The following is a 23,928-nucleotide window of genomic DNA, read 5'->3' as shown; positions in this document are numbered from 1 at the left end:
GCCCGTGGAGCCGCGGTTTCGTTACCGGCCGTCGCCGTGGCGGCCGGTTGGCCGTAAGCAACCGCGTTTCCTGAACCGAGGCAGAATGCGCCGTATCACCTGGGTCATCCTGGCCGCCATTGCCATTCTCCTGGTGGCGGCCGACGTCGTCTATTGGCACATCGCGTCGGATCGGCTGCGGCGCGGCTTCCTGGCCTGGACCGACGCCCGCCGCGCTGAAGGGTGGGAGGTCGAGACCGGCGCCGTTTCCCTGGGCGGCTGGCCGGAGGCGACGACCGTGACGGTGCCGAACATGCACCTGCACCACAGCGGCAAGGACTTTCCGGGCGGACTCGACTGGACCTCGGCCAGCACGACGCTGCGGGTTTCGCTGTACGCGCCGACTGTGCTCGCTCTGTCGTTCAGTGGCCCGCAGCATCTGCGTGTCGGCGGCGCGCCCGACATCGTCATTGTCGGCGACCGCATCGACGGGGTGGCGCCGCTGCAGCCGGATGCGGCGCCGGTGTATGACCTGAACGCGCGCGACTTGCGGGTGGAACCGGCCTCGGGACCATGGCACGTGACCATCGGCCTGCTGAACGGGCATGCCGACTTCGCCCCACGTCGTGATGCCGGCCCTCATGATGCCGGGGGGGCGCAGCAGGCCATCGGCTTCGTGCTCAGTGCCGAGGCGATTGCCTTGCCGGCGGGGATGAGATGGGCGCTGGGCCCGAACATTTCGTCGTTTTCGACGCAAGGGCTGCTGACCGGCCCGTTCCCGGCCAACGACAGCATGACGGCCGCAGCGTCGGCATGGCGGGATGGCGGCGGCTCGCTGACGATCACGCACCTGGCGATGGGATGGGGGCCCCTAGGCCTGACAGGTTCGGCGACGCTGGCGCTGGACGACCAGCTTCAGCCGATGGGCAGCGGCAACGCGCGGCTGGTCGGGTATGACGAGACGCTGGACCGCCTGGCAGCGGGCGGGATGCTGACGAAGTCGGCGGCGATCGCGGCCAAGGCGGTGCTGTCGTTGATCGCCGAGGGGGGCGTCGGCGACGAGCCCTCGGTGGTTGACGTGCCGCTGACCCTGCAATATCGCACACTGTCCATGCGCCAGGTGCCGCTGCTGCGGTTGCCGGAACTGGACTGGCCGCCGCGATAGTGGTAGGGTGTGAGTATGCGGATGGACCTCCAGAGCCTTCGAATTAGTGGCCCGGCTGCCTAGCAGCCGGGGGTTGACCCGCTTCTTCGCATTCTCGCTCTGGGATTTTACTCATGTCTGACGACGTTCAGTCCACTGTATCCGTTCGATTCATGCTCGATGCCGATGTTGCGCCGGGGCTGCTGTCCCGGCTGCTGCAACCCTACGCCAAGCGCGACCTGGTGCCCGACCGGATGTGGTCGCACCGCGCCGGCGACATCCTGCACGTGGAAATCGCCATGGAGGCGATGCCGGCGGAATACGTCCACGTGGTCGAGGGCAACCTGCGCCAGGTCGTCGGCGTGCGCAACGTGGTGCGCATCGCCCGTCCCTGCCTGCGTCAGGTCGCCTGAACCGGCTCGGCCTTGCCCGGGGCCGGAGTCTTGTCGCCGTAGTGGCACCAGCGCGCGGCGACGCAGCGCCAGCATTCGGGCCGCCGTGCCTTGCAGACATAGCGGCCGTGCAGGATCAGCCAGTGGTGGGAGTCCCGCAGCCGCTCGGGTGGGATGCGCCTGACCAGCGCGTCCTCGACCTCTCGCGGGGTCTTGCCGGGGGCGAGGCCGGTGCGGTTGCCCAGGCGGAAGATGTGGGTGTCCACCGCCATGGTGCTTTCGCCGAACGCCACGTTCAGCACCACGTTGGCGGTCTTGCGGCCGACGCCGGGCAGCGCCTCCAGCGCCGCGCGGTCGTTCGGCACTTCGCCGCCGTGCTTCTCGACCAGGACGCGCGACAGTTCCACGACGTTGCGCGCCTTGCCCTGCCACAGGCCGATGGAGCGGATGTGCGACGCGACGCCATCGACGCCGAGGGCGACCATGGCGGCGGGCGTGGGCGCCGCGGCGAACAGCGTGACGGTGGCGCGGTTGACCGAGACATCGGTGGCCTGCGCCGACAGCACGACGGCGATCAGCAGGGTGAACGGGTTGATGAAGGTCAGCTCGGTTTCCGGCGCCGGGTTGTGCGCGGCCAGCGCCTCGATGAAGCCGCGCACCTCGGCCAGGGTCATCAGCGGCGTGGCGCTGGCGGGGGGCTTTGCCACGCGCGCCTTACGGGGGACGGCTGGCATCAGCGGGCGGGTCTCGTCATGGCGGTGGTCCCCTTTTCTCAAAGCAGGGCGTCAGGCGGCCTTGAGCCTTTCGTCGGCGGCGGTGAACAGGCGGGCGAGGCGGCGGGCCCAAGCGACCTGGCCTTCCGGCTCGGCGATCAGGTCCTGGCGGATCTCGATCTCGACATGCGCCAGCCCCCGCCGGTGCCCATGGGTCGGCACGCTATAGTCTGTGTGGTCGCCGAGCGCATAGGGGGCGTTGTCGCCGACGATCAGGTCGCCTTCCTGCCGCAGCAGGTCCAGCAGGATGTTCGCGAGGCGTGGGTCCTTGTCGTACAGGACGCCGATCTGCATGGCGCGGCTTTCGCCTTTGAAGGAGGGGGTGAAGCTGTGCATGGCGATCAGCACGGTGCGGCGGTGGGCGCGGGCGTCCAGCAGGGCCCGGATGCGGTCGTGGTAGGGGGTGAAGATCGCGGCGGCGCGGGCGGCCTTGTCGGCCTCGGTCAGGGTCCGGTTGCCGGGAACCACCGTGTATTCGCTGATTTCCGGCATCGCGCTGTCCCAGGACGGGTGGCGGTTGCAGTCGATGACCAGGCGGGAATAGGCCTGGAGAATCGCCGTTGCGTCCAGCAGTTCCGACAGGCGCTCGGTCACGCCGGCGATGCCGATGTCCCAGGCGATGTGGCGGAGCCGTTCGGCCGCCGGCACGCCCAGGTCGCCCAGCGCCGCCGGGATCAGCCACCCGGCGTGGTCTGCCGTCAGGAAGATATCGGAGGTGCCGTTTTCTCGCAGCACGCGGACAGGGGCGGGATCGCTGGCGGTCAGGAGTCGGTGATGCTCTGGCATTTGGCACAAGATGGGCTATCGTCGCGGCATGGACAAGGAAGCCAGACGGGCTCACCACGACCTGGGCGGAGCGTCGAAGTTCATGTGCGAGCCGGTGGATACCGAGCCGCACAGCCTGACCGACTTTGACCGGGAGGTCGATGCGCTGCGGCAGTTGCTGTCGGCGCGGGACCTGATGAGCGTCGATGAACTGCGGCGCGGGATCGAGGCAATTCCCGAGGCCGATTATCACCGGCTGGGCTATTACCAGCGCTGGATCCGCTCGATCGCCGACAACCTGCTGCGGCGAGGCGTGATCACCGAAGCCGAGCTGCGCGCCGCGCTCGAGGCAGGCTGATGTTCGCTCCGGGTGAGACGGTGCGGGTGAAGGATGCGTGGCCGGAGGCGACCGGGCCGGTGCACATCCGCACGCCGCATTACGTGCGCGGCGTAACCGGCGAGATCGTGCGGCACCTGGGCGATTTCCCCAACCCCGAGGACCTGGCGTTCGCTCGTCCGGCGGAAACGCGGCCGCTGTATCACGTACGCTTCCGCAAGGGCGCGGTCTGGCCGGAGGCGAAGCCGGACGACGAACTGCTGATCGAGATCTTCGAACATTGGCTGGAGCGGCCATGACCATCCTGGAAGCGGACAGCGATCAGCTGCTGGCGGCGGTGCGGGCGTTGCTGGAGCGCAAGGGGATTGTTACTTCGCCGGAGGTGCACGCCCAGATCGCCAGCACCGATGCCGCCAGTCCGGGCCAGGGCGCACGCATGGTCGCCAAGGCGTGGGTCGACCCGGATTACCGCGGCCTGCTGCTGGAGGACGGCACGCGCGCAGCGGAAGCACTGGGCATCCGCATGCGTGGCCTACCGCCGCTGGGCGTGCTGGAGAATGGGCTTGAGGTGCATCACCTTGTGGTCTGCACGCTGTGCAGTTGCTATCCGCGGGCGGTGCTGGGGTATCCGCCGTTCTGGTACAAGTCCGCCGCCTACCGCGCCCGCGCCATCCGCGATCCGCGGGAACTGCTGGCGTCGGAGTGGAAGACGGTCATTCCGGATACAGTCAAGCTGCGGGTGGTGGACTCGACCGCGGATTACCGCTGGATGGTGCTGCCGCGGCGTCCGGACGGAACCGAGGGCTGGGATGAGGAACAACTGGCCGCAATCGTCCGGGTGGGCGACATGATCGGCGTGACGGTGCCGGAGGCTCAGCCTGCCGCTGTGGGCACAGGCAGCGAAACACGTTCATAACTTATTTGTGTTCATTTGTGTTCATTTGTGGTTGATTATCTTGTTCAGTTCCGCCGCTGTGCCGAATCCAGCCAAGGATATCAACCACAAATGAACACAAATAAGGATGTTGCGAATGATCTTTCCAACAGGATCATCGGGTGCGCGCTTCTGGTTTCGAATAAGCTTGGCTCGGGATTTCTGGAAAAGGTCTATGAGAACGCCCTGGCCTACGAATTGCGCAAGGCGGGACTGATGGTCCAGCAGCAATACAATGTGGCAGTCTATTATGATGATGTGGTTATCGGCGCGTATACAGCCGATTTGTTGGTGGAAGATACGGTGCTTGTCGAGCTGAACGCCGTCCAGGCGCTGGATGCGGTCCACATGGCCCAGTGCATGAACTATCTGAAGGCAACCCGGCTCTGGCTTTGCCTGCTGCTCAACTTCGGCCGCGCGCGCCTTGAGATCAAACGTTTGATCAATGGATAGCGAAGCCGGGCAATGCGTCAGCCGCGTGCCGATCGTCGTTACGCGCCAGAACGGCAAGGGCAACGTCGTCATCCTGTCGGAGGAGGAGTTCCAGCGCTGGCCCAGATCGGTCAGGCCATGCCGGGCAGGATCAATCTCCTGATCGAGGACGCTCGCCGCGCCATGTCCAAAGGCCCGGGCAAGCCCGAGCCGTTGAAAAGGCGACCTGTCGGACTGGTGGTCGCGCCGCATCAGCGGTGAACATCGCCTGGCGTATCGTATTGTGGGCAAGACAGGTGCTGACCAGCGGATTGAAATTGCCATGTGCCGCCAGCATTACGAGTAACGCCAGTCATGGCGTCAAGGGCCTGACCGTTCCGGCCCCAAGGCTTGTTCCCCCCTGATCCCCGGATAACAATCCCACCAGGGACGGAAGAAGGCCAAGCCATCATGAACTTCGATTTCCCCGAGGAGCTGATCCAGCTCCGCGACCAGGCGCGGCGGTTCCTGGCGGATCGCTGCCCGCCCTCGGTGCCGCGCCGCATCCTGGAGACGTCCGAGCCCTACGCGGCCGACCTTTGGCGGGCGATCGCGGAGATGGGTTGGACCGGGGCGGCAATTCCCGAGGAGTACGGCGGCGTCGGCCTCGGCCGCCTGGGCGTCTGCGTGCTGGCCGAGGAACTCGGCCGCGCGGTGGCGCCGGTGCCGTTCTCGTCCTCGGTCTATCTGGCGACCGAGGCGATCATGCTGTTCGGCTCGGAGCATCAGAAGCAGCACTGGCTGCCGAAGCTCGCGTCCGGCGAGGTCATCGGCACCTTCGCGATGGCCGAGCAGCCCGGCCCGGCGGACCCGGCGAAGCTGCTGCATTCCATCGCCTCGGGTCACGTGACCGGAACGAAACTGGCGGTGCCGGACGGCGATATCGCCGACTTCGCCGTGGTCGCGGTCAACGGCGGCGGCCGCCATGCCTGGCTGCACATCGTCGACCTGAACGCCCCCGGCGTCAGCCGCGAGACCGTCGCCACCATCGATCCCACCCGCTCGCACGCCCGCCTGGACCTCACCGCCGCGCGCGCCGAACCGCTGCCGGGCAGTACTGGACCCGGAACGATCCATCGCCTTCTCGACTACGCCGCCGTCCCGATGGCATTCGAGCAGGTCGGCGGCGCCCAGGCCGCGCTGGACATGGCCGTCGCCTACGCCAAGGAACGTTACGCTTTCGGTCGGCCGATCGGCTCGTTCCAGGGCATCAAGCACAAGCTGGCGGATATGTACATTCAGGTCGAGCTGGCACGCTCCAACGCCTATTACGGCGCCTGGGCGGTGCACACCGGCGCCGCGGAACTGCCGGTCGCGGCCTCCGTCGCCCGCATCGCCGCGTCCGAGGCGGGATGGTTCGTCACCAAGGAAAACATCCAGACCCACGGCGGCATGGGCTTCACCTGGCAGATGGACTGCCACCTGTATTACCGCCGCGCCCGGCTGCTGAGCCTGGCGCTCGGCGGCACGCGCGAGTGGAAGCATCGCCTGATCGATGAACTGCGCGCCCGCAACGACCTGATCGCGGCATAAAGGAGGCCACCCGATGGACTTCGAAGACACACCGGAAGAAGCCGCGTTCCGCGCGAAGTGCCGCGCCTTCCTCGACGCCAACGCCGAACGCCGCAAGCCCGGCGCGGTGGAAGGCTACCGCCGCGGCCAGGACGCGCCCGGCGCGATGGAGCGGGCGAAAGATTTCCAGCGCCGCAAGTACGAGGCCGGTTTCGTCGGCATCCACTGGCCGGTGGAATGGGGCGGTGGCGGCGGCACGCCCATCCAGCACGTGATCTACAACCAGGAGGAAGCGAAATACGACGTGCTGACCGGCCTGTTCGGCATCGGCATCAACCTCGCGCAGCCGACGATCTGCACCTGGGGCACGCCGGAACAGCGCGAGCGGTTCGTCAAGCCGGCGATGCGCGCCGAGGAAGTCTGGTGCCAGCTGTTCAGCGAGCCCGGCGGCGGGTCGGACCTGGCGGCATTGCGCACCCGGGCCGAGAAGCAGGGTGACGAGTGGGTCGTCAACGGCCAGAAGATCTGGAACTCCGGCGCCCACTACAGCGATTTCGGCATCCTGGTGGCGCGCAGCAATCCGGACGTGCCGAAGCATGAAGGGCTGACCTTCTTCATCCTCGACATGAAAACGCCCGGCATCGAAATAAGGCCGATCCGGCAGATTTCCGGATCGTCGCATTTCAACGAGGTGTTCTTCAACGATGTCCGCATCCCCGACAGCCGCCGCGTCGGTCCCGTCGGCGCCGGCTGGAAGGTGGCGCTGACCACGCTGATGAACGAACGGCACGGCATGCGCGACGCGCCCGGCCCGGACGTCGCCGAACTGTTCCGCTTGGCGCAAACGATCGAGCTGGAGAACGGCCCGGCGATCGACGATTCCGCCGTGCAGGAAAAGCTGGCGGAATTCTACGTCCGCTCACAGGGGCTGAAATACACCAAGTTCCGGGGCATCACCGCGTTGTCGCGCGGCCAGACGCCCGGGCCGGAATCCTCCATCGTCAAGGTCGTTGCCGCCAACAAACTACAGGACATCCTCTCTTACGGCCTCGACATGATCGGCATGGCCGGGCCGGCCATGGGCGAAACGATGCCGGTGGCCGGAATTTTCGAGGAAGCGCTGCTCTACTCGCCGGCGCTGCGCCTGGCCGGCGGCACCGACGAGATCATGAAGAACATCATCGCCGAACGCGTGCTCGGCCTGCCGCAGGACCCGCGCGCCGACAAGGGCATGCCGTTCCGGGACATCCCCACCGGGACGCGCAAATGACCGGGCACGCGCTGCATAGTTTCTTCTGGCCGGACTCCATCGCGGTTCTCGGCGCATCCCCTGACCTGCACCGCATCCGCGGCCGGCTTCTGCACCAGTTGCGGGAGAACGGTTTCCCCGGCCGCGTCCTGCCGATCAACCCGAGCTACCGGGAAATCGACGGCCTGCCTTGCTATCCGTCCATCGGCGCCGTTTCGGACGTGGATCTGGCCCTGGTGGCGATCCCCGCGGCCGGCGTGGCGGCGGCGGTGGAGGAATGCGCCCGCGCCGGCGTGAAAAACTCCCTGATCATCAGTTCCGGCTTCGCCGAGGAAGGCGGCGCCGCCAGCGCCATGCAGGCGGAACTCCAGGCCGTCGCGCAACGCACCGGCATCCGCGTCTGCGGCCCGAACTGCGAGGGCTACTACAACGCCCTCGGCCGCGTCGCCACCACCTTCAGCCCGACGGTGGAAACGAAAGAGGACGCCGCCCGCACGCTGGTCTCGCCGAAGCGCGTCGGCGTCATCGCGCAGTCCGGCGGCATCGGCTTCGCGCTGTTCAACCGCGGCCAGGCGGCGGACATCGGCTTCAGCTACGTGATCTCCACCGGCAACGAGGTCGACCTGACCATGGCCGACTTCCTCGACTACATGGTCGAGGACCCGCACACCCATGCCGTCATGCTGTTCTGCGAGGCGGTACGCAACGGCCCCGCCTTCGTCGCCGCGCTGGAAAAGGCCCGCCGCCTCGGCAAGCCCGTGATCGCGATCAAGGTCGGACGATCCGATGCCGGAACAAGGGCGACGGCGTCGCACACCGCTTCCTTGTCCGGTTCCCACACCGCCTATCACGCCGTGTTCCGGCGCTACGGCGTGCTCGAGGCCGACGACATGGACGAAGCCGTGGCCATCGCCGGCACCGTGCTGACCTGTCCGCCGCCGAAAGGGCGGCGGGCCGGCATCATCACCGTCTCGGGCGGCGGCGGCGCCTGGATGGCGGACACGCTGTCGGCGCACGGCCTGGCGGTGCCGGCCCTGTCGGCGGCATCCCAGGCGGCGCTGCGGCCGCTGATGCCGTCCTACGGCGCCGCCGGCAACCCGGTCGACGTCACCGCGCAGGGATCGAACACCGGGCCGGCGATGATGACGGTGATCGAACATCTCGCCCGCTCGGACGAGATCGACATGCTCGTGCTGGTGACGTCGCTCGCCAGCGAGACCCGCGCGTCGCTGGAGGCCGAGCGGGTCCGTGCCGTGGCGGAAACGTGCGGCAAGCCGATGACGGTGTGGAGCTACACGCTGCCCTCGGCGTTCGGACGCGCCTCCGCCGCCGGTTGCGGCCTGTTCGTGCACAGCAACCTGCGCAATGTCGGCGTGGCGCTGGGGCGGCTTGCCGACTATGCCGACGCCCTGCGGCGGCCGTTGCCGGAGCCGTTCGAGCCGCTGCCCGACCGGCTGCAGCCCGGCCTGCCGCGCGTGGTGCCGGAATATCTGGCCAGGCAGGCGTTGTCCGCCTGGCTGCCGCCCGCGCAGGAACGGCTGGTCCACGCCGAGGACGATGCCGTGGCGGCAGCGCAACGGCTTGGTTTCCCGGTCGTGCTGAAAATCCAGTCGCCGGACCTGCCGCACAAGACCGAGGCCGGTGGCGTGCGCCTGAACCTTGCCGATGGTGACGCGGTCACTGCGGCCTACCGGGCCATGCTGGCGGACGTGCGCCGGCACGCGCCGCACGCAACGATCGACGGCGTGCTGGTGCAGCGCATGGCGCCGAAAGGGCATGAGCTGGTCATCGGCATGGTCAATGATCCCACGTTCGGGCCGATCATGATGCTGGGATTCGGCGGCACGACGGTCGAATTGTTCGGCGACGTGGTGCATGCGCCGGCGCCGCTCGATGTCGCCGAGGCCACGCGCCTGATACTGTCGCTGAAATCCGCCCGCCTGCTGACCGGCTTCCGCGGCGCCAGGCCGGTCGATCCGGCGCCGGTTGCTGCCTTGGTCGCGGCATTGTCCCGTGCCGCCCTGGCGTTGCGCGGGCAGGTGGAGGCGTTCGAACTGAACCCGGTCATCGTCCATGCCGACGGCTCCGGCCTGACGGTGGCGGATGCGTTGCTGACGATGAAGCCGTCGTAGCGCGGTCCTCACCGGATCGCGGAGCGATTCCGGACTGACCAATGCGCGGGCAACATGAACCGGCGCGTTCCCATCCGGCGCGGAAGCACGCCGGCGCGGAAGCACGCCGGCGGCGACTGGAACACGCTGCGCCGGGCGGCGTGCGTTCAAATAGAAGTTATCTTTCGCATGAACGGAAAACCATCAATTGCTCGTAACGCTTGTCGCCTTGCGACGACACGTCCGGCAATAATAATGAGGACCAGCTAAAAAACGATATCGCAATGAGTTGGAGGGTGGCATGCGAGACGACCTGTCGAGACGGGTGAGCGCTGAATTTTTCGGTACATTCTGGCTGGTCTTCGGCGGCTGCGGCGCGGCGGTGCTGTCTGCGGCGTATCCTGGCCTGGGCATCGGCTTCCTGGGCGTTGCGCTGGCGTTCGGATTGACCGTCCTGACCATGGCCTATGCCGTCGGACCGATCTCCGGCGGCCATTTCAACCCGGCGGTGACGCTCGGCCTGTGGGCGGCCGGCCGGTGCGCCAACAAGCATGTCGTTCCCTACATCATCGCCCAGGTGATCGCCGCGGTCGCCGCGGCCGCGGTGCTCTGGGTGATTGCCTCGGGCAAGCCCGGCTGGGTGCCGGGCAATTTCGCCGCCAACGGCTATGGCGATCTGAGTCCCGGCAAGTACGGGCTGACGTCCTGCCTGATAACCGAGGTGGTGGCGACGTTCTTCTTCCTGTTCGTCATCATCGGCACCACGTCCAAGGGCGCTGCCTCGGGCTTCGCCGGCATTCCCATCGGCCTGGCGCTGACCCTGATCCACCTCGTTGCGATTCCAGTGACCAACACCTCCGTCAATCCGGCCCGCAGCACCGGGCCGGCGCTGTTCGCCGGCCCGCAATATATCGGCCAGCTCTGGCTGTTCTGGCTCGCGCCAATCCTGGGGGCGATGGTTGCCGGGGCGCTGACGCGCTGGATGTATGAGCCGGAGGGGATCATCGACACCGTCGTGGTGGAGGAACGGCGGGTCGCCTGACGGACATCGGCCGGGCCCGTCAGGCGCCGTTGCTACTTCGCCACGATGGACTCGGCCATCTGCAGATGCTGTTCCAGGACCGGCAGGTACTTGGCGGCGAACGCCTTCCGCTGCGGGTCCTTGCCGTTCTCGGCTTCCTTGCGGAAGTCGGCCACGTCCTGCTTATGGTCCCGCACCATGTCCTGCATATAGGCCCGGTCGAACGCCCTGCCCTTTGTCGTGCTGAGCTTCCGTTCCTGCGCCTGGTCCTTCGCATCCAGGCCATCGGGCAGTTTCAGGTCCTGGTTTCTGGCCACCTCCATCAGGGCCTCGTTCGCCTGGGTATGGTCGGTGACCATCCGCTCGCCGAACTGCTTCACCGCCGGGGAAGAGGCATTGTCCTTCGCCAGTTGCCCGAAGGCGACCTCGGCCTGGCCGCCGGCGGCGGCCTTGGTGGCGAAGGTCCTGTCCTCGGACGACAGCGCGGCCATGGCGGGGACGGCGGCAAGGCTCAGCAACGCGGCGGCGAAAGTTACGGAAACATATTTCATTGCGGCTTTCCTGGATATGACGATGGGCGCCGAACGCCGATCCGATGGGCTGGTTGCCTCGTGGGTGCCTCCTGCCGGATGATGTGTCCCGCAGGAGGAAACCAACCATGGGAAAACTGACAGGCAAGGTCGCCATCGTCACCGGCGCCAGCCGCGGCATCGGCCAGCAGATCGCCGAACTGTTCGCGGCCGAGGGCGCCCGGGTGGTGTGCGCCGCCCGCACGCTGAACGAAGGCGACCACCGGATGCTGGAAGGCTCCCTCGCCCGCACCGTCGCGCTGATCCGCCACAGGGGCGGCGAGGCAACCGCGGTCACCGCCGACGTGTCGTCCGAGGCCGAATGCATCGCCCTGGTGCAGGCGGCGCGCGACGCCTATGGCCCGATCGACATCCTGGTGAACAATGCGGCGCTGAACTACTATCTGCCGACCGAGACCTATCCCACCAATCGCTGGATGCGCTGCTTCGCGATCAACGTGCACGCGCCGTTCATCCTGTCGAAGGAGGTGCTGAAGGACATGGTCCCGCGCCGCGCCGGCGCGATCGTCAATATCAGCTCTGGCGCCGCCATCGGCCCCGGGCGGGGGCCGTATCAGGACCAGGCGGTGCGCGGCGGCGTCATGTATGGCACCACCAAGGCGGCGCTGGAACGCTTCACCCAGGGGCTGGCGCAGGAGGTCGCGCACCATGGCGGCATCAGCGTCACCGCCGTCTCGCCCTCGCAGGTGGTGCCGACGCCGGGCACGATCCACCACAAGCTGGTCACCGGCATAGACGACCCGAAGGGCGAGCCACCGATGCTGATGGCCCGGGCCGCGCTGCTGCTGGCCAGCGAGCCGGCGGAGAAGGTGAACGGCCGGGTGACCTACAGCCAGCAGATCCTGAAGGAGTACGGCTGGATCGAGGAGGCGAAGGGGCGCGGCGTCAGCATCCAGGGATCGGGCTATTCGCTGGTATAGACGGCTGGAGAGCCGTGGGGCGCAAGGTGCGTTGCCTTCCGGCAAGGTGAGGGCCGTTCCCTCTCCGTCATGGCCGGGCGTGTGTCCGTCGATATCAGGATAAGCGGACTGGAGGAGCAAGGTCGTCTCTCTATCGTCATGGCCGGGCATGTCCCGGTCATCCGCCCCCCACCGTTGAAGCGCAGATGGCCGGGACACGCCCGGCCATGACGGTGAAGCAACGGACCGGGCGCCAGATCCTTCTCCAACCGTCGCCCTATCCTGATACCGACGGGCACACGCCCAACCATGGCCGGAGCAGCGGCACCCGGTTCCGCCCCGTGTTGACAGGCGTAATCTGCCGCAAGTGGCGAGACGCCGACCGTTGCGGTATTCCTGCTTCGCCAACCGATTCCCTTTTTCGAGACTGCAGCATGGCCGGCGCGCGGACAAGCCAGACACACCCGCTTCAGATTGCGGACGTGCGTGCCAGCCCCTCGCATGGGCGGATCGGCATCACATTCTGCCCCGGCAAGCATGACAATGCCGCGGCGACCGGGGCCTGGGCCCGCGACCTCGCGGCGGACCTGGCCGTCATCGTCGCCTGGGGCGCGCGCCTGGTGCTGACGCTGGTCGAGCCAGCCGAACTCGCGGCGCTCAAGGTGCCGCACCTCGGCGCGGAAATCCGGACCCTGGGGCTCGACTGGCGGCATCTGCCCATCGCGGATTACTCGGTTCCGGCCGAGGCATTCGAGCAGCAATGGGAGACGGATGGCCAGGACATCCGCGCGTTGCTGCGCAGCGGCACCGATGTGGTCGTGCATTGCAAGGGCGGGCTCGGCCGGGCCGGCATGATCGCTGCCCGGCTTCTCGTCGAGCTGGGCATGCCGCCCGAGCAGGCCATCCGGGAGGTTCGCCGCGCGCGCGCAGGCGCGATCGAGACGCCGGCGCAGCTCGCGCTTGTCAGGCGGACGAAGACAATCATCGCCGTGGATGCAACCGCGGATCCTCCTGCCATCGACACGGCCAGCATGCGGAAGGTCGGCGGGCAGATGGGAACCAACCCGGGTGGCGTCTTTCAGGACGAGACCGGCCGGCGGTTCCACGTGAAGTCACTGGAGTCGCCCGCGCACGCCCGCAACGAGATCATCGCGGCGAGGCTCTATCAGCTCGCCGGGGCGCCAACGCTGGCCTATGTGGCCGCGAAGCAACCAAACCAGGTTGCGACCGCGTTCATCGCGCTTGAGAAGACGCGCGTTTCGCAGCTCACCGATGCCGAGCGCCGGCAGGCGCAGCACTGGCTCGGCGTGCACGCCTGGACCGCCAACTGGGACGCCGCCGGATACGACGGCGACAACCAGGGCGTCGCCAACGGCGTGGTCATGACGCTCGACGTCGGCGGCGCGCTGGCGTTCCGGGCGCAGGGCGACCCGAAGGGCAAGGCGTTCGGCACGTGTGTCCGTGAGATCGACACGCTGCGCCAGGACGCGGACAATCCCCACGCGATCAGGCTGTTCGGGGACATGAGCCCCGCCGCGATCAATGCGGCCATCGCCGTGGTGACACGCATTCCCGATGCCGCGATCCGGCGGGCCGTCACCGGGAATGGCGGCACCAGCGCGCTCGCCGACAAGATGATCGCGCGCAAAGCCGACATGGCCAGGCGTTTGACCTGAGCCGACCGGCTGCCGGCATGGCGCGCCAGGCAACCGGCATCAGGATGCGAACGCTCCGCAGCGAACGGGTCATGCCCCATAGTTCACCACCGGCCGGCGCGGCCGACCCACCCTGCATGAAGCTATGGGGCGACCAGGGCAGGCTCGTCCCCCACCATCGGGGTAGTTTCTTGTTAGGCGCCGGCCCGCTGCCTGTGCATACAGCCAAGCCGGGTGACGGAGCCACCTGCGCGCGGTGTGCCGTAACGCTGGCTATCCCCAGCGGCGCGATCGTCCGGTTCACGACCCCTATCGCCGCGCCGCCGATTTGGCGCTATCGAGCGTCGCCCGGCCGGCGCGCCCGCGATCGGCCCCTGTCTTGATGGATTGATGCACCCCATGCCCGACGTGCTTCTGACGCTCGCCCTGATGCTGTTCGGCTACCTGCTGGGGTCGATCCCCTTCGGCCTGCTGCTGACCAGGACTGCCGGTCTGGGCGACATCCGCGGCATCGGCTCGGGCAATATCGGCGCCACCAACGTGCTGCGCACCGGCCGCAAGGGCCTGGCCGCCGCAACGCTGCTGCTGGACGGGCTGAAAGGCGCCGCCGCCGTGCTGATCGTCCAGGCCGTTGCCAGTTACGAACTCGCCCTGCTGGCCGGGCTGGCCGCGGTGCTGGGCCACCTGTTCCCGGTCTGGCTGAAGTTCAAGGGCGGCAAGGGCGTCGCCACCGGCCTCGGCGTGCTGATCGCCGCCTCCTGGCCCATCGGCACCGCGGCCTGTGCCGTCTGGCTGATCGTCGCCGGGGTGGCGCGCTTCTCGTCGCTGGCCGCGCTCGCCGCCTTCGCGTTCGCCCCCCTTGCGGCGCTGGTTGTGGAAAATTTCTCCCTCGTTAAGCTTGCCTTTACCATTGCCGTGCTGGTGTTCGTCCGGCACCAGGCCAACATCCGCCGGCTGATCGCGGGCACCGAGCCGCGCATCGGCCAGAAGAAGGCGGGCGCCGCCTGAGGCCGATCCGCCGGCAACCCGGCCGGCGGTCCGCAGGAACGAAGCCGGCATGCCTGACTGGACCAGCCAGATCGACCATCTCCGCCTGACCCGCGCCGAGGGCGTCGGTCCGGTCACCTACCGCCGCCTGCTCGACCGCTACCGCACGCCCGCGGCGGCGCTGGACGCCCTGCCGCGCCTCGCCCGCGCCGCCGGCCGGACCTCGGCCATCATGAGCCGGGCCGATGCCGAGCAGGAACTGCAACGCACCTATGACCTGGGCGGCCGGGTGGTGTTCCTCGGCGACCCCGGTTATCCGCCGCTGCTCGCCCTGCTGGACGACGCGCCGCCCTGCCTGGTGTTCCACGGCGACGCGCCTCTGGCCCAGCAGCGCTGCGTGGCGGCGGTGGGCGGCCGCAACGCCTCGGCCAACGGCCAGCGCATGGCCGAGGCGCTGGCGGCCGAGCTGGCGCAGTCTCTGGTGGTCGTCTCCGGCCTCGCCCGCGGCATCGACACCGCCGCCCACCAGGGCGCCATGCGCACCGGCCGGACCATCGCGGTGATCGCCGGCGGCATCGACCAGCCCTACCCGCCGGAGAACGCGGACTTGCATCGGCGCATCGCCGGCACCAACCTGCTGGTAACCGAGGCGCCCATCGGCACGGTCCCGCAGGCGCGGCACTTCCCCCGCCGCAACCGCATCATCGCCGGCCTGTCGCTGGGCGTCGTGGTGGTGGAGGCCGCCTTGCGCTCCGGCAGCCTGATCACCGCCCGGTTCGCGCAAGAGGCGGGGCGGGAGGTGTTCGCCGTCCCCGGCTCGCCGCTCGATCCCCGCGCCAGGGGTGGCAATGATTTGATCCGCCAGGGGGCTGTGCTGGTCGAATCCGCCGCCGACGTGCTCGACAACCTGCCACTGGCGCCCGCCGAGCCGCGGCCGCGGCGATCAGGAATTTGCGAGCAGGCGGAATTGTCCGGCCTCGGCGTGGCTCCGGTGGCGTCGGAAGCACGTAGACAGGTTCTCGATCTGCTGTCGCCGGAGCCGACGCTGGTTGACGATCTGGTGCGGCGCTGCCAACTGTCGCCACCCGTCACGGTTGCGGTTCTGCTGGAATTGGAACTGGCTGGCCGTGTAGAGACCTTGCCAGGCAGCCGCGTCGCACTCTTGCCGGATGCCATTGATTAGGATAGCGCACACATCAATGTCTGACGTCGTCGTCGTTGAATCTCCCGCCAAGGCCAAGACCATCAACCGGTACCTCGGTGGTGGCTACACAGTCCTGGCCAGCTTCGGACACGTGCGCGACCTGCCGCCGAAGGACGGCAGCGTCCGTCCGGACGAGGACTTCGCCATGGACTGGGAGTCCGACGCCCGCGGCGACAAGCAGGTCGGCGCCATCGCCAAGGCCCTGAAAGGCGCGAAAATCCTGTATCTCGCCACCGACCCGGACCGGGAAGGGGAGGCGATTTCCTGGCACGTGCGCTCGATGCTGGAGGACAAGCACGCCCTGAAGGGCGTCAAGGTCCGCCGCATCACGTTCAACGAGATCACCCGCAACGCCATCCAGCAGGCGATGGCGCACCCGCGCGACCTCGACCAACCGCTGATCGAGGCCTACATGGCCCGCCGCGCGCTGGACTATTTGGTCGGGTTCACGCTGTCCCCCGTGCTGTGGCGCAAGCTGCCGGGCAGCCGCAGCGCCGGCCGCGTCCAGTCCGTCGCCCTGCGCCTGATCTGCGACCGCGAGGCCGAGATCGAGGTATTCCGGCCGCGCGAATATTGGACCATCGAAGCGCTGTTCCTGACCCCCGCCGGCGCGCCGTTCACCGCGCGTCTCACCCATTTGGACGGCAAGCGGCTGGACCAGTTCGACCTCAATAATCAGGCGCTGGCCCTGGCCGCCAAGGCCGCGGTCGAGGCCGGGCAGTTCACCGTCGGCTCGGTCGAGCGCCGCCGCGTCAAGCGCAACCCGCCGCCGCCGTTCACCACTTCCACCCTGCAGCAGGAGGCGTCCCGCAAGCTCGGCTTCGGCGCCCAGCAGACGATGCGGCTGGCGCAGGCACTGTATGAGGGCGTCGATATCGGCGGCGAGACCACCGGCCTGATCACATATATGCGAACCGACGGCGTGCAGATGGCGCGCGAGGCGATCCACAGCATTCGCGATCATGTGAAGGGCAGCTTCGGCGCCAACTACCTGCCGGCGGCGCCGCGCGAATACACCAGCAAGGCGAAGAACGCCCAGGAAGCGCACGAGGCGATCCGCCCGACCGACGTCTCCCGCACGCCGGACAGCCTGGCGCGGCACCTGACGCCGGAGCAGCGGCGGCTGTATGAACTGATCTGGAAGCGCGCCGTCGCCTCACAGATGCAGTCGGCCGAGATCGACCAGGTCGCGGTGGACGTCACCGACGGCAAGGGCATCAAGCTGCGCGCCACCGGCTCGATCATCGCCTTCGACGGCTTCCTGAAGCTGTATCGCGAGGATACCGACGACAAGGCCGAGGGCGCGCCGGACGACGACGACAACCGCATGCTGCCGCCGATGAGCGAGCGCGACCCGCTGAAGCGGCAGAAGGTGGACGCCTCCCAGCATTTCACCCAGCCGCCGCCGCGCTACTCGGAAGCCAGCTTGGTGAAGAAGCTGGAGGAGCTCGGCATCGGCCGTCCCTCCACCTATGCCTCGATCCTGTCGGTGCTGCAGGATCGCGCGTATGTGAAGCTGGAGAAGCGCCGCTTCGTGCCGGAGGACCGCGGCCGCCTGGTCACCGCATTCCTGGTCAGCTTCTTTGAGCACTACGTCGACACGGGCTTCACCGCCGGCCTGGAGGAGAAGCTCGACGAGATCTCCGCCGGCGCGCTGAACTGGCGTGCTGTGATGCGCGCCTTCTGGGAGGAATTCTCCAAGGCGGTCGAGCAGACCCGCGATCTGAAGATAAGCGACGTCATCAACGCGCTGGACGCCGATCTGGGGCCGCATTTCTTCCCGCCGCGGGAGGATGGGACGGACCCGCGGGTGTGCGCGGCCTGCGGCACCGGGCGGCTGGGGCTGAAGCTCGGGCGCTATGGCAGCTTCATCGGCTGTTCGAACTACCCGGCCTGCCAGTACACCCGCCGCCTGGCGATCGATGCCGGCAGCGATGACCAGGCCGAGACGCTGAAGGACGGCATGCGCTCCCTGGGCGTCCACCCGGACACCGGCGAGGAGATTACGGTCCGCCGCGGTCCGTACGGCCTGTACGTGCAGCAGGGCGAGGCGGGCGAGGACAAGAAGGTGCGGCCGAAGCGGACCTCGCTGCCGCGCGGCATGGACGGCGAGCAACTGACGCTGGAGCAGGCGCTGAAGCTGCTGGCCCTGCCCCGCGTCGTCGGCCTCCACCCCGAAACCAAGGACCCCATCGAGGTCGGCATTGGCCGGTTCGGGCCGTACGTGAAGATGGGGGCGGTGTTCGGCTCGCTGGACCGGGACGACGACGTGCTGGCCCTGGGCCTGAACCGCGCCGTCGACCTGCTGGCGAAGAAGCTGGCGAGCGTGCGGACCATCGGCCCGCATCCGGACAACAAGGACCTTGTCACGGTGCGCAAGGGACGGTTCGGCCCCTATGTGCAGCACGGCAAGATGGTCGCCACCCTGCCGCGCGGGGTGGCGATGGAGGATATTTCCCTCGACGAGGCGGTGAAGCTGCTGGCCGAGAAGGGCAAGGCGCTGAAGCCGCGCGGCGCGGGGGCACGCAAGGGTAAGGCGGCGGCGTCCAAGGCGGCGCCCGAAGCGGCGGAGAAAGCCCCACGCAAGGCTCCGGCGAAGAAGGCGGCCGGGAAGGCGCCGGCCAAGCCGGCGGCGAAGAAGGCCACGGCGGCAAAGAAAGCGCCGGCCAAGGCCGCGTCAGCCAAGGTGCCCCGACGGGCGGCCGAATAATTCCGGCAGGTTTCCGGTCCGTGCAGGATCGGGCTCCGTCGCCAACAGTTTGGGGAGGGCTCGCATACGGGCGCGTGGGAGCCTTGCGAGCCACAGCCGGCCCGCTCATCTGCAACCGCATGAAAAAGAAGCGCACCCGCCGATCGGCTGCCGGACTTCCGGTCATGATGGCGCAACTGACCGCAACATCGTGGGAGACGATCTTCCACCGCACGACCATGATGGCGCAGGGCGCGTGCAGCGCCGCCGAATACCAACGGATGGTGACGGAGAAGGTGGCGGCCATGCAGGCTTCGGCGCTGGCTGCAATGACCGGCCGGGGCCATGCCGCGGTGCTGGCGCCCTATCTGAAGCGGTCGCGGGCAAACGCCAGGCGCCTCCGCCGTCGATCCTGAAGCAAACCGTAGTAGGATCGTCTGGTAGCATCAGTAACAGACCGGCCTGGAGGGGGCTCAAGAGCCCAGCACAACCAACAGGCCGTGGATCGGGAACGTCTCAAGGTTTCCGGTAGATCTCCGGCCCCAGCAACTCCGGCACATCCTCCGGCGATTCGATCACAACCGGGGTCAACCATGGCTTTGCGTGGCCGCGGGATACCGCCAGACGCATGCGGGCCTCCTCCAGTGTCGGGATGGTTTCAGCCGCGTTCGCACGCTTCCGACGGTTCACCGCGGCCGGTGCGGGACGGGTTTCAAGGCGGGGCGCGTGCTTCATGGTCGGATGCTCCGCCTGGAACATGGTGCCTCACCGTGCGGTGTCACAAGCTCAAACCCCATGTCAGGCGAACAGTAGAACGGGATCAGCGCAGGAAGCGGATCGACCAGCCGCAGATCATGCTTCCCGAGGGCTGTTGCATAGACATCCAAGGCGGTGACCACCACGGCCGCCACCTTGCGCCGCAGCGGATAGTCAGGGGCCGGGTTGTCCTCCAGGTCGTGCAGCGACATGTGAGTGGCTCTTGGCGACGGCCGCCCCAGCACCAGCGCGCACAGGATGCCGCCGCGCCATACCGCCAGCTCAAACCGGGCCGCATGCCCACGGCGCCAATCGGCGGTCATCTCCGGTCACGGCCAGGTGACACGTCGCGGCGACCGGGTCTTGAACGCATCCAGGGCAGCCGCATCGATCGGGCGCAGTTCAACGACAGGCCCGGCCGCAGCCAGATCAGCTTCCGCTGCCTGACAGGCCAGGCGGCGCAGGGCATGGTAGCGGAACTCGGCGGATGGTCGGCTGGCGGGCATACGAGACAGGGCGGCAGGATGCGGCAGTGATGCCGGGCGGGCGGGTGGCTGTAAAGCCTGCACCGAGACGGCCAATCAATGGCTTACAATCCCCTCGTTGCGGCTGCCTAATGCGCAGTGAGCGTTTCTTGTTGGCCGGAACTGCCCCTACGCGCTCTCCCGCCGCCCCGTATCGGTCTCGTCCCGCAACGCCTCGGCCTCCTGCCGCAGCCGCCTGAAGCTGCGGATACTCAGCGGGATCATCCCCAGGTAGATGAAGCTCGCCGCCGCCAGCGCCGCCCACGGATCGGCGATCATCACGACGACATACGCGCACACGCCCAGCAGCAGCGGCAGCACGTATTCCGCCGGCACCTTGAAGTTCTTGAAGCTCCAGATCGGCAGCGTGGAAACCAGCAGCATCGCGGTGCCAAGCAGCACAGCGGCGCACAGCAGGGGATACTGGGCCGCATTCTGCAGCCACGTCAGTCCCAGGGATTGCGCTTCGAGACCGAGGAACAGCGGAAACAGCGCCAGGCAGGCCCCGGCCGGCGCCGGCACGCCGGTGAAGAAATTGTACGCATAGGCCGGACGCGGACCGCTTTCCAACGAGGCGTTGAACCGTGCCAACCGCAACGCCATGCACACCGCGAACACGATGCACGGCGCATACCCAAACGCGCCGCCGCGGTGCAGCGACCATAGGTACAGCACGAACGGCGGCGCCACGCCGAAGCACAGGAAATCGGACAGGCTGTCGAACTCCGCACCGAACCGGCTGGTTGCCTTCAGCAGCCGGGCGAGGCGGCCGTCCAGCCCGTCGATCACGGCGGCGATCATGATCGCCACCACGGCCGCACCGAACCGGCCTTCCAGCCCGAGCCGCATCGAGGTCAGCCCGGCGCACAGCCCCAGCATGGTCATCAGGTTGGGGATGATGCGGTTGAACGACGGCCCGTGGTAGCGCGGACGCTGCCGCTTCCGCGGCCGGTAGCGCCGCAGGCGATGGATCGGGGAAGGGCCCGGCCGATCGCTCATGACCCCAGTTCGGCGATCACCGTCTCGCCACCCACCATGGTTTGTCCCTCCAGGACCAGCGGCCTGACGCCCACCGGCAAATAGAGGTCGGTGCGGCTGCCGAAGCGGATGATACCGAAGCGCGCGCCGGCGGTCACTGTTTCACCTTGCTTCACCGTGCACAGGATGCGCCGGGCGATCAGGCCGGCGATCTGCACCACGGCGATCTCCTGCCCGTTCGGCAGGCGGATCGCCACCGCGTTGCGCTCATTCTGTTCGCTCGCCTTGTCCAGGCTGGCGCTGACGAAGGCGCCGTGATGGTAGGTGACGCGGGTCACGACGCCATCGGCCGGCACCCGGTTCACGTGCACGTTCAGCACGGTCAGGAAAATGGACACCCGCCAGCGCGGCTCGTTGCCCAGGTCGAGCTCCGCCGGCGGCGGGATCTGGCCGATGGAGACGATGCGGCCGTCGGCCGGGGCGAGGAACAGCCCCGGCCGCTGCGGCGGCACACGCTGCGGGTCACGGAAGAAGAACAGGCAGAACGCCGTCCAGAGCAGCCCGAGCCAGACCAGCCAGGCGCCGATGGCAACTCCGAACAGGATGGCGACAATGCCGCCAAAGATGAAGGGACGCCCGGCCGGATGCGGCGGGGCGAGGGTTCCGCGAATGTCGTCGGCGATGCTCATTGGGCGTGGGGTTATGAGGCTTTACCCCGCGCCCGGCAAGCGCACGTTGCACCGCCGATCAGATCGCCGCTTCGGCGAAAATGCGGCTGGCGTCGCCGCGCCAGGGGCCATGGTACTGCGCCAGCCAGTGTTCCGCCTGCGTCGGCGCGCCCTCGGCGATCGCCTGCAGCGGCGCCAGGAAAATCCGTTCGTCGTTGCCAGCCGCATCCTGCAGGCCGCGGGCCCGCAGACCGTCCTGGGCAATCGCCACCACATCCCGGACGATGTCGCGCAGCGTGCCGCCGCGCCACGGCGTGGCCAGGCCCTGGCGAGGGACGGCGGCACGGGCGGCGACCGCATCCTCCCAGCCGGCGCCGCGCAGCAGCGACTCGGCCGCGGCCAGGGCCGCGTCGTCGTACAGCAGGCCGACCCAGAGGGCGGACTGCGCCAGCATCATGTCGGCCCGGCCGGCGTCGGCGCCGCGCATCTCCAGGAAGCGCTTCAGCCGCACGTCGGTGAAGGCGGTGGTGACATGATCGGCGAAGTCGCCCAGCGTCGCGGTCTCGCCCGCCAGCTCGGGCACACGGCCGGCCATGAAAGCGGCGAAGGACTTCCCCGCGACGTCGATGTAGCCGCCGTCGCGATAGACGAAGTACATCGGCACGTGCTCGATCACCCAGGACGCATAACGCTCGAAGCCGAAGCCGTCCTCGAACATCACCTTCGGGATGCCGGACCGCTGCACATCGGTGTCGGTCCAGACATGCGCGCGGTAGGACAGGAAGCCGTTCGGCCGGCCTTCGGTGAACGGCGAGTTGGCGAACAGCGCGGTGGCCAGCGGCTGCAGCAGCAGGGAGACGCGCAGCTTCCGTCGCATGTCCGCCTCGGAGGCGAAGTCCAGGTTGACCTGCACCGTGCAGGTGCGGGTCATCATGTCCAGCCCCAGGCTGCCCACCAGCGGCATGTAGCGCTTCATGATGGCGTAGCGGCCCTTCGGCATCCACGGCATCGCTTCGCGCTTCGCCAGCGGATGGAAGCCCAGCGGCGCGAAGCCCGTGTCGAGGTCGCGGCAGACGCTGCGCACCTGGTCGAAATGCGCCTCCAGCTCCTGCTGCGTTTCGTGCAGCGTGCGCAGCGGCGCGCCGGACAGCTCCAGCTGCCCGGCCGGTTCCAGCGAGATGGAGTCGGCGCCCTGCTTGACGCCAATCGGGTTGTCGCCGTCGAGAATCAGCGTGCCGTCGCAGGCGGCCAGCCCGAGCAGCAGATCGTGGATATTGCCCGGCTGGCCGTCCGCCGGCCGATACGGCGGCGGCGCAAGGTCAGCATGGCGGAAGCCGAATTTCTCATGTTCGGTGCCGATGCGGAATTCACCCGGCGGCTTGCAGCCGTCGGCGAGATACGCGGCCATCTGGCGGACCGACGTCAGGGGCGTGTGATCGGCGTCTCCGGGATTGGACATAGGGCTCCCAAAACAGGTCGGTTGTGATCGCCGATTTGCGCCCAATCGTACGGGTCGGCCGGTGACCGGAATGCTCAGTGCATATAGGTCACGGTTTAGGTACTAGCCATACCTGGATGCTTGCAGCAAGACGATACCGGCGATCGCCGCGGTTTCGGCCCGCAGGATGCGTGGCCCGAGCGACACGGGGCGGACAAAATCGAACTGTTTCAGCACCGCGTGATCACGCGGTCCGAAGCCGCCTTCCGGGCCGACCAGCAGGCCGGAATGCGGCGTGGACAAGGCCAGCGGCGGGACGTCGGTACGTTCCATGGCAACGAACAGGGGGCGAGCCGCGGGCCATGCCGCCAGCGCATCCGCCAACGGCCGAGCGGGATGCAGCGCCGGGACGGTCAGCCGCTCGCTCTGTTCCGCCGCCTCAATGGCGATAGCCTGCAGCCGGTCTTCATTGACCCGCGCGGCGTTGGTGCGTTCGGTGAACACCGGCAACAGGGCGGAAACGCCGAGTTCCGTGGCCTTCTGCACCACGAGATCGGTCTGGTCGCGCTTCAGCACGGCGAACATCAGCCAAGTATCGGCGTCGTCCGCCTGCGGCCTGACGAGGAATTCAACGGCGACGCCAGCCTTTCCACGTCCCAAGCTGGTGATGCGGCCATCCCACTCGCCGTCCCGCCCGTTGAACAGCCGCACGCCATCGCCGGCCGAGCGGCGCATGACGCTGCCAAGATAGTGCGCCTGGCCGGCGCTGAGCTCGATGGTCGCGCCGGCGGCCAGCGGGTCCGTCACATGCAGACGGATCATGAAACTGGATTATGATCGGTTGACGGAACC

Annotated in this window: 26 protein-coding genes; 17 read left to right on the top strand and 9 right to left on the bottom strand. The window is 68.0% G+C overall.

The annotated features are described in order from the left end of the window. Nucleotides 1-85: 85 nt before the first annotated feature. Nucleotides 86-1,144 (top strand): DUF2125 domain-containing protein, encoded by a 1,059-nt coding sequence (locus tag CCS01_RS23460; protein ID WP_158258562.1) that lies wholly within the window; start codon nucleotides 86-88, stop codon nucleotides 1,142-1,144. A 113-nt stretch (nucleotides 1,145-1,257) separates the two neighbouring features. After that, complete coding sequence (locus CCS01_RS23455) at nucleotides 1,258-1,536, top strand: hypothetical protein (RefSeq protein ID WP_104521184.1); 279 nt, start codon at nucleotides 1,258-1,260, stop codon at nucleotides 1,534-1,536. Here the strand turns inward: CCS01_RS23455 and nth are convergent. Continuing rightward, on the bottom strand, nucleotides 1,524-2,189 hold the full coding sequence (nth, locus tag CCS01_RS23450) for an endonuclease III (RefSeq protein ID WP_104521183.1): 666 nt from the start codon (nucleotides 2,187-2,189) through the stop codon (nucleotides 1,524-1,526). The two genes, CCS01_RS23455 and nth, sit on opposite strands and share 13 nt — an antisense overlap. A 111-nt stretch (nucleotides 2,190-2,300) precedes the next feature. After that, a complete protein-coding gene (locus CCS01_RS23445) occupies nucleotides 2,301-3,074 on the bottom strand; it encodes an N-formylglutamate amidohydrolase (RefSeq protein WP_104521182.1) in 774 nt (257 codons plus the stop codon). 28 nt (nucleotides 3,075-3,102) lie between these two features. Here CCS01_RS23445 and CCS01_RS35915 point away from each other — a divergent pair, with 28 nt between their 5' ends. The 9 genes from CCS01_RS35915 to aqpZ all read left to right on the top strand — a co-directional run bounded on the left by CCS01_RS35915 (nucleotide 3,103) and on the right by aqpZ (nucleotide 10,709). Further along, nucleotides 3,103-3,411, top strand: a complete 309-nt coding sequence (locus CCS01_RS35915; RefSeq protein WP_104521217.1) for an SH3-like domain-containing protein — start codon at nucleotides 3,103-3,105, stop codon at nucleotides 3,409-3,411. Continuing rightward, on the top strand, nucleotides 3,411-3,689 hold the full coding sequence (locus tag CCS01_RS35910; protein ID WP_104521181.1) for an SH3-like domain-containing protein: 279 nt from the start codon (nucleotides 3,411-3,413) through the stop codon (nucleotides 3,687-3,689). The genes CCS01_RS35915 and CCS01_RS35910 overlap by 1 nt, the downstream gene beginning before the upstream one ends. Further along, complete coding sequence (locus CCS01_RS23430; protein ID WP_104521180.1) at nucleotides 3,686-4,306, top strand: nitrile hydratase subunit alpha; 621 nt, start codon at nucleotides 3,686-3,688, stop codon at nucleotides 4,304-4,306. Before CCS01_RS35910 ends, CCS01_RS23430 begins: the two co-directional genes overlap by 4 nt. A 90-nt stretch (nucleotides 4,307-4,396) precedes the next feature. Then, nucleotides 4,397-4,777, top strand: coding sequence for a GxxExxY protein (locus CCS01_RS23425; protein WP_104521179.1), 381 nt, complete (start codon nucleotides 4,397-4,399; stop codon nucleotides 4,775-4,777). 205 nt (nucleotides 4,778-4,982) lie between these two features. Then, nucleotides 4,983-5,102 carry a type II toxin-antitoxin system YoeB family toxin gene (locus CCS01_RS35445; RefSeq protein ID WP_338050001.1) on the top strand — a complete coding sequence of 40 codons (120 nt, stop codon included), beginning with the start codon at nucleotides 4,983-4,985 and terminating at the stop codon, nucleotides 5,100-5,102. A 104-nt stretch (nucleotides 5,103-5,206) separates the two neighbouring features. Beyond that, on the top strand, nucleotides 5,207-6,328 hold the full coding sequence (locus tag CCS01_RS23415) for an acyl-CoA dehydrogenase family protein (RefSeq protein WP_104521178.1): 1,122 nt from the start codon (nucleotides 5,207-5,209) through the stop codon (nucleotides 6,326-6,328). A gap of 13 nt (nucleotides 6,329-6,341) precedes the next feature. Further along, nucleotides 6,342-7,577, top strand: a complete 1,236-nt coding sequence (locus CCS01_RS23410) for an acyl-CoA dehydrogenase family protein (protein ID WP_104521177.1) — start codon at nucleotides 6,342-6,344, stop codon at nucleotides 7,575-7,577. Next, nucleotides 7,574-9,688, top strand: a complete 2,115-nt coding sequence (locus CCS01_RS23405; protein WP_104521176.1) for an acetate--CoA ligase family protein — start codon at nucleotides 7,574-7,576, stop codon at nucleotides 9,686-9,688. Before CCS01_RS23410 ends, CCS01_RS23405 begins: the two co-directional genes overlap by 4 nt. 280 nt (nucleotides 9,689-9,968) lie before the next feature. Next, nucleotides 9,969-10,709 carry an aquaporin Z gene (aqpZ, locus tag CCS01_RS23400; RefSeq protein ID WP_104521175.1) on the top strand — a complete coding sequence of 247 codons (741 nt, stop codon included), beginning with the start codon at nucleotides 9,969-9,971 and terminating at the stop codon, nucleotides 10,707-10,709. 32 nt (nucleotides 10,710-10,741) lie between these two features. Here aqpZ and CCS01_RS23395 read toward each other — a convergent pair whose 3' ends face one another. Then, the gene (locus CCS01_RS23395; protein WP_104521174.1) at nucleotides 10,742-11,239 is read right to left on the bottom strand and encodes a DUF4142 domain-containing protein; all 498 of its coding nucleotides are present in this window, start codon (nucleotides 11,237-11,239) and stop codon (nucleotides 10,742-10,744) included. A gap of 107 nt (nucleotides 11,240-11,346) precedes the next feature. Between CCS01_RS23395 and CCS01_RS23390 the strand changes: the two genes are divergently transcribed. From CCS01_RS23390 to CCS01_RS23360, 6 genes are all read left to right on the top strand, one after another. After that, the gene (locus CCS01_RS23390; RefSeq protein ID WP_104521173.1) at nucleotides 11,347-12,198 is read left to right on the top strand and encodes an SDR family NAD(P)-dependent oxidoreductase; all 852 of its coding nucleotides are present in this window, start codon (nucleotides 11,347-11,349) and stop codon (nucleotides 12,196-12,198) included. A gap of 185 nt (nucleotides 12,199-12,383) precedes the next feature. Then, entirely contained in the window at nucleotides 12,384-13,853 is a 1,470-nt protein-coding gene (locus CCS01_RS34800; protein ID WP_338050000.1) for a cyclin-dependent kinase inhibitor 3 family protein, read from the top strand. 378 nt (nucleotides 13,854-14,231) lie between these two features. Beyond that, a complete protein-coding gene (gene plsY, locus CCS01_RS23375) occupies nucleotides 14,232-14,840 on the top strand; it encodes a glycerol-3-phosphate 1-O-acyltransferase PlsY (protein ID WP_104521172.1) in 609 nt (202 codons plus the stop codon). A 49-nt stretch (nucleotides 14,841-14,889) separates the two neighbouring features. Then, nucleotides 14,890-16,002, top strand: a complete 1,113-nt coding sequence (gene dprA, locus CCS01_RS23370; protein ID WP_104521171.1) for a DNA-processing protein DprA — start codon at nucleotides 14,890-14,892, stop codon at nucleotides 16,000-16,002. 16 nt (nucleotides 16,003-16,018) lie between these two features. Then, nucleotides 16,019-18,733 (top strand): type I DNA topoisomerase, encoded by a 2,715-nt coding sequence (gene topA / locus CCS01_RS23365; RefSeq protein WP_104521170.1) that lies wholly within the window; start codon nucleotides 16,019-16,021, stop codon nucleotides 18,731-18,733. A 164-nt stretch (nucleotides 18,734-18,897) separates the two neighbouring features. Continuing rightward, nucleotides 18,898-19,128, top strand: a complete 231-nt coding sequence (locus CCS01_RS23360; RefSeq protein WP_146101924.1) for a hypothetical protein — start codon at nucleotides 18,898-18,900, stop codon at nucleotides 19,126-19,128. Between the two features lie 100 nt (nucleotides 19,129-19,228). Here the strand turns inward: CCS01_RS23360 and CCS01_RS23355 are convergent, their stop codons facing one another. The 6 genes from CCS01_RS23355 to CCS01_RS23330 form a co-directional block, all read right to left on the bottom strand. Next, nucleotides 19,229-19,471, bottom strand: coding sequence for a hypothetical protein (locus CCS01_RS23355; protein ID WP_104521168.1), 243 nt, complete (start codon nucleotides 19,469-19,471; stop codon nucleotides 19,229-19,231). Then, nucleotides 19,444-19,680 (bottom strand): hypothetical protein, encoded by a 237-nt coding sequence (locus CCS01_RS23350; protein WP_146101922.1) that lies wholly within the window; start codon nucleotides 19,678-19,680, stop codon nucleotides 19,444-19,446. The genes CCS01_RS23355 and CCS01_RS23350 overlap by 28 nt, the downstream gene beginning before the upstream one ends. Nucleotides 19,681-20,121: 441 nt before the next feature. Continuing rightward, nucleotides 20,122-20,991, bottom strand: coding sequence for a CDP-alcohol phosphatidyltransferase family protein (locus tag CCS01_RS23345; protein ID WP_193540163.1), 870 nt, complete (start codon nucleotides 20,989-20,991; stop codon nucleotides 20,122-20,124). Beyond that, entirely contained in the window at nucleotides 20,988-21,659 is a 672-nt protein-coding gene (locus tag CCS01_RS23340; RefSeq protein WP_104521166.1) for a phosphatidylserine decarboxylase, read from the bottom strand. The genes CCS01_RS23345 and CCS01_RS23340 overlap by 4 nt, the downstream gene beginning before the upstream one ends. A 58-nt stretch (nucleotides 21,660-21,717) precedes the next feature. Then, entirely contained in the window at nucleotides 21,718-23,097 is a 1,380-nt protein-coding gene (locus tag CCS01_RS23335) for a glutamate--cysteine ligase (RefSeq protein ID WP_104521165.1), read from the bottom strand. Between the two features lie 102 nt (nucleotides 23,098-23,199). Continuing rightward, nucleotides 23,200-23,898: a 16S rRNA (uracil(1498)-N(3))-methyltransferase gene (locus CCS01_RS23330; protein ID WP_104521164.1), complete on the bottom strand. Its 699-nt coding sequence runs from the start codon at nucleotides 23,896-23,898 to the stop codon at nucleotides 23,200-23,202. Nucleotides 23,899-23,928: the final 30 nt, after the last annotated feature.

The sequence above is a fragment of the Rhodopila globiformis genome, from assembly GCF_002937115.1.
GTDB lineage: Bacteria > Pseudomonadota > Alphaproteobacteria > Acetobacterales > Acetobacteraceae > Rhodopila > Rhodopila globiformis.
Note: the sequence above shows the minus strand (reverse complement) of the source record. Positions and strands in the feature narration are given on the sequence as shown.

What these genes read in the sequence shown, in the direction of transcription:
- CCS01_RS23460 (WP_158258562.1), top strand. Translation starts at nt 86, where the DNA reads ATGCGCCGTATCACCTGGGTCATCCTGGCCGCCATTGCCATTCTCCTG.
- CCS01_RS23455 (WP_104521184.1), top strand. Translation starts at nt 1,258, where the DNA reads ATGTCTGACGACGTTCAGTCCACTGTATCCGTTCGATTCATGCTCGAT.
- nth (WP_104521183.1), bottom strand. Translation starts at nt 2,189, where the DNA reads ATGACCCTGGCCGAGGTGCGCGGCTTCATCGAGGCGCTGGCCGCGCAC.
- CCS01_RS23445 (WP_104521182.1), bottom strand. Translation starts at nt 3,074, where the DNA reads ATGCCAGAGCATCACCGACTCCTGACCGCCAGCGATCCCGCCCCTGTC.
- CCS01_RS35915 (WP_104521217.1), top strand. Translation starts at nt 3,103, where the DNA reads ATGGACAAGGAAGCCAGACGGGCTCACCACGACCTGGGCGGAGCGTCG.
- CCS01_RS35910 (WP_104521181.1), top strand. Translation starts at nt 3,411, where the DNA reads ATGTTCGCTCCGGGTGAGACGGTGCGGGTGAAGGATGCGTGGCCGGAG.
- CCS01_RS23430 (WP_104521180.1), top strand. Translation starts at nt 3,686, where the DNA reads ATGACCATCCTGGAAGCGGACAGCGATCAGCTGCTGGCGGCGGTGCGG.
- CCS01_RS23425 (WP_104521179.1), top strand. Translation starts at nt 4,397, where the DNA reads ATGAACACAAATAAGGATGTTGCGAATGATCTTTCCAACAGGATCATC.
- CCS01_RS23415 (WP_104521178.1), top strand. Translation starts at nt 5,207, where the DNA reads ATGAACTTCGATTTCCCCGAGGAGCTGATCCAGCTCCGCGACCAGGCG.
- CCS01_RS23410 (WP_104521177.1), top strand. Translation starts at nt 6,342, where the DNA reads ATGGACTTCGAAGACACACCGGAAGAAGCCGCGTTCCGCGCGAAGTGC.
- CCS01_RS23405 (WP_104521176.1), top strand. Translation starts at nt 7,574, where the DNA reads ATGACCGGGCACGCGCTGCATAGTTTCTTCTGGCCGGACTCCATCGCG.
- aqpZ (WP_104521175.1), top strand. Translation starts at nt 9,969, where the DNA reads ATGCGAGACGACCTGTCGAGACGGGTGAGCGCTGAATTTTTCGGTACA.
- CCS01_RS23395 (WP_104521174.1), bottom strand. Translation starts at nt 11,239, where the DNA reads ATGAAATATGTTTCCGTAACTTTCGCCGCCGCGTTGCTGAGCCTTGCC.
- CCS01_RS23390 (WP_104521173.1), top strand. Translation starts at nt 11,347, where the DNA reads ATGGGAAAACTGACAGGCAAGGTCGCCATCGTCACCGGCGCCAGCCGC.
- CCS01_RS34800 (WP_338050000.1), top strand. Translation starts at nt 12,384, where the DNA reads ATGGCCGGGACACGCCCGGCCATGACGGTGAAGCAACGGACCGGGCGC.
- plsY (WP_104521172.1), top strand. Translation starts at nt 14,232, where the DNA reads ATGCCCGACGTGCTTCTGACGCTCGCCCTGATGCTGTTCGGCTACCTG.
- dprA (WP_104521171.1), top strand. Translation starts at nt 14,890, where the DNA reads ATGCCTGACTGGACCAGCCAGATCGACCATCTCCGCCTGACCCGCGCC.
- topA (WP_104521170.1), top strand. Translation starts at nt 16,019, where the DNA reads ATGTCTGACGTCGTCGTCGTTGAATCTCCCGCCAAGGCCAAGACCATC.
- CCS01_RS23360 (WP_146101924.1), top strand. Translation starts at nt 18,898, where the DNA reads ATGATGGCGCAACTGACCGCAACATCGTGGGAGACGATCTTCCACCGC.
- CCS01_RS23355 (WP_104521168.1), bottom strand. Translation starts at nt 19,471, where the DNA reads ATGTTCCAGGCGGAGCATCCGACCATGAAGCACGCGCCCCGCCTTGAA.
- CCS01_RS23350 (WP_146101922.1), bottom strand. Translation starts at nt 19,680, where the DNA reads ATGTCGCTGCACGACCTGGAGGACAACCCGGCCCCTGACTATCCGCTG.
- CCS01_RS23345 (WP_193540163.1), bottom strand. Translation starts at nt 20,991, where the DNA reads ATGAGCGATCGGCCGGGCCCTTCCCCGATCCATCGCCTGCGGCGCTAC.
- CCS01_RS23340 (WP_104521166.1), bottom strand. Translation starts at nt 21,659, where the DNA reads ATGAGCATCGCCGACGACATTCGCGGAACCCTCGCCCCGCCGCATCCG.
- CCS01_RS23335 (WP_104521165.1), bottom strand. Translation starts at nt 23,097, where the DNA reads ATGTCCAATCCCGGAGACGCCGATCACACGCCCCTGACGTCGGTCCGC.
- CCS01_RS23330 (WP_104521164.1), bottom strand. Translation starts at nt 23,898, where the DNA reads ATGATCCGTCTGCATGTGACGGACCCGCTGGCCGCCGGCGCGACCATC.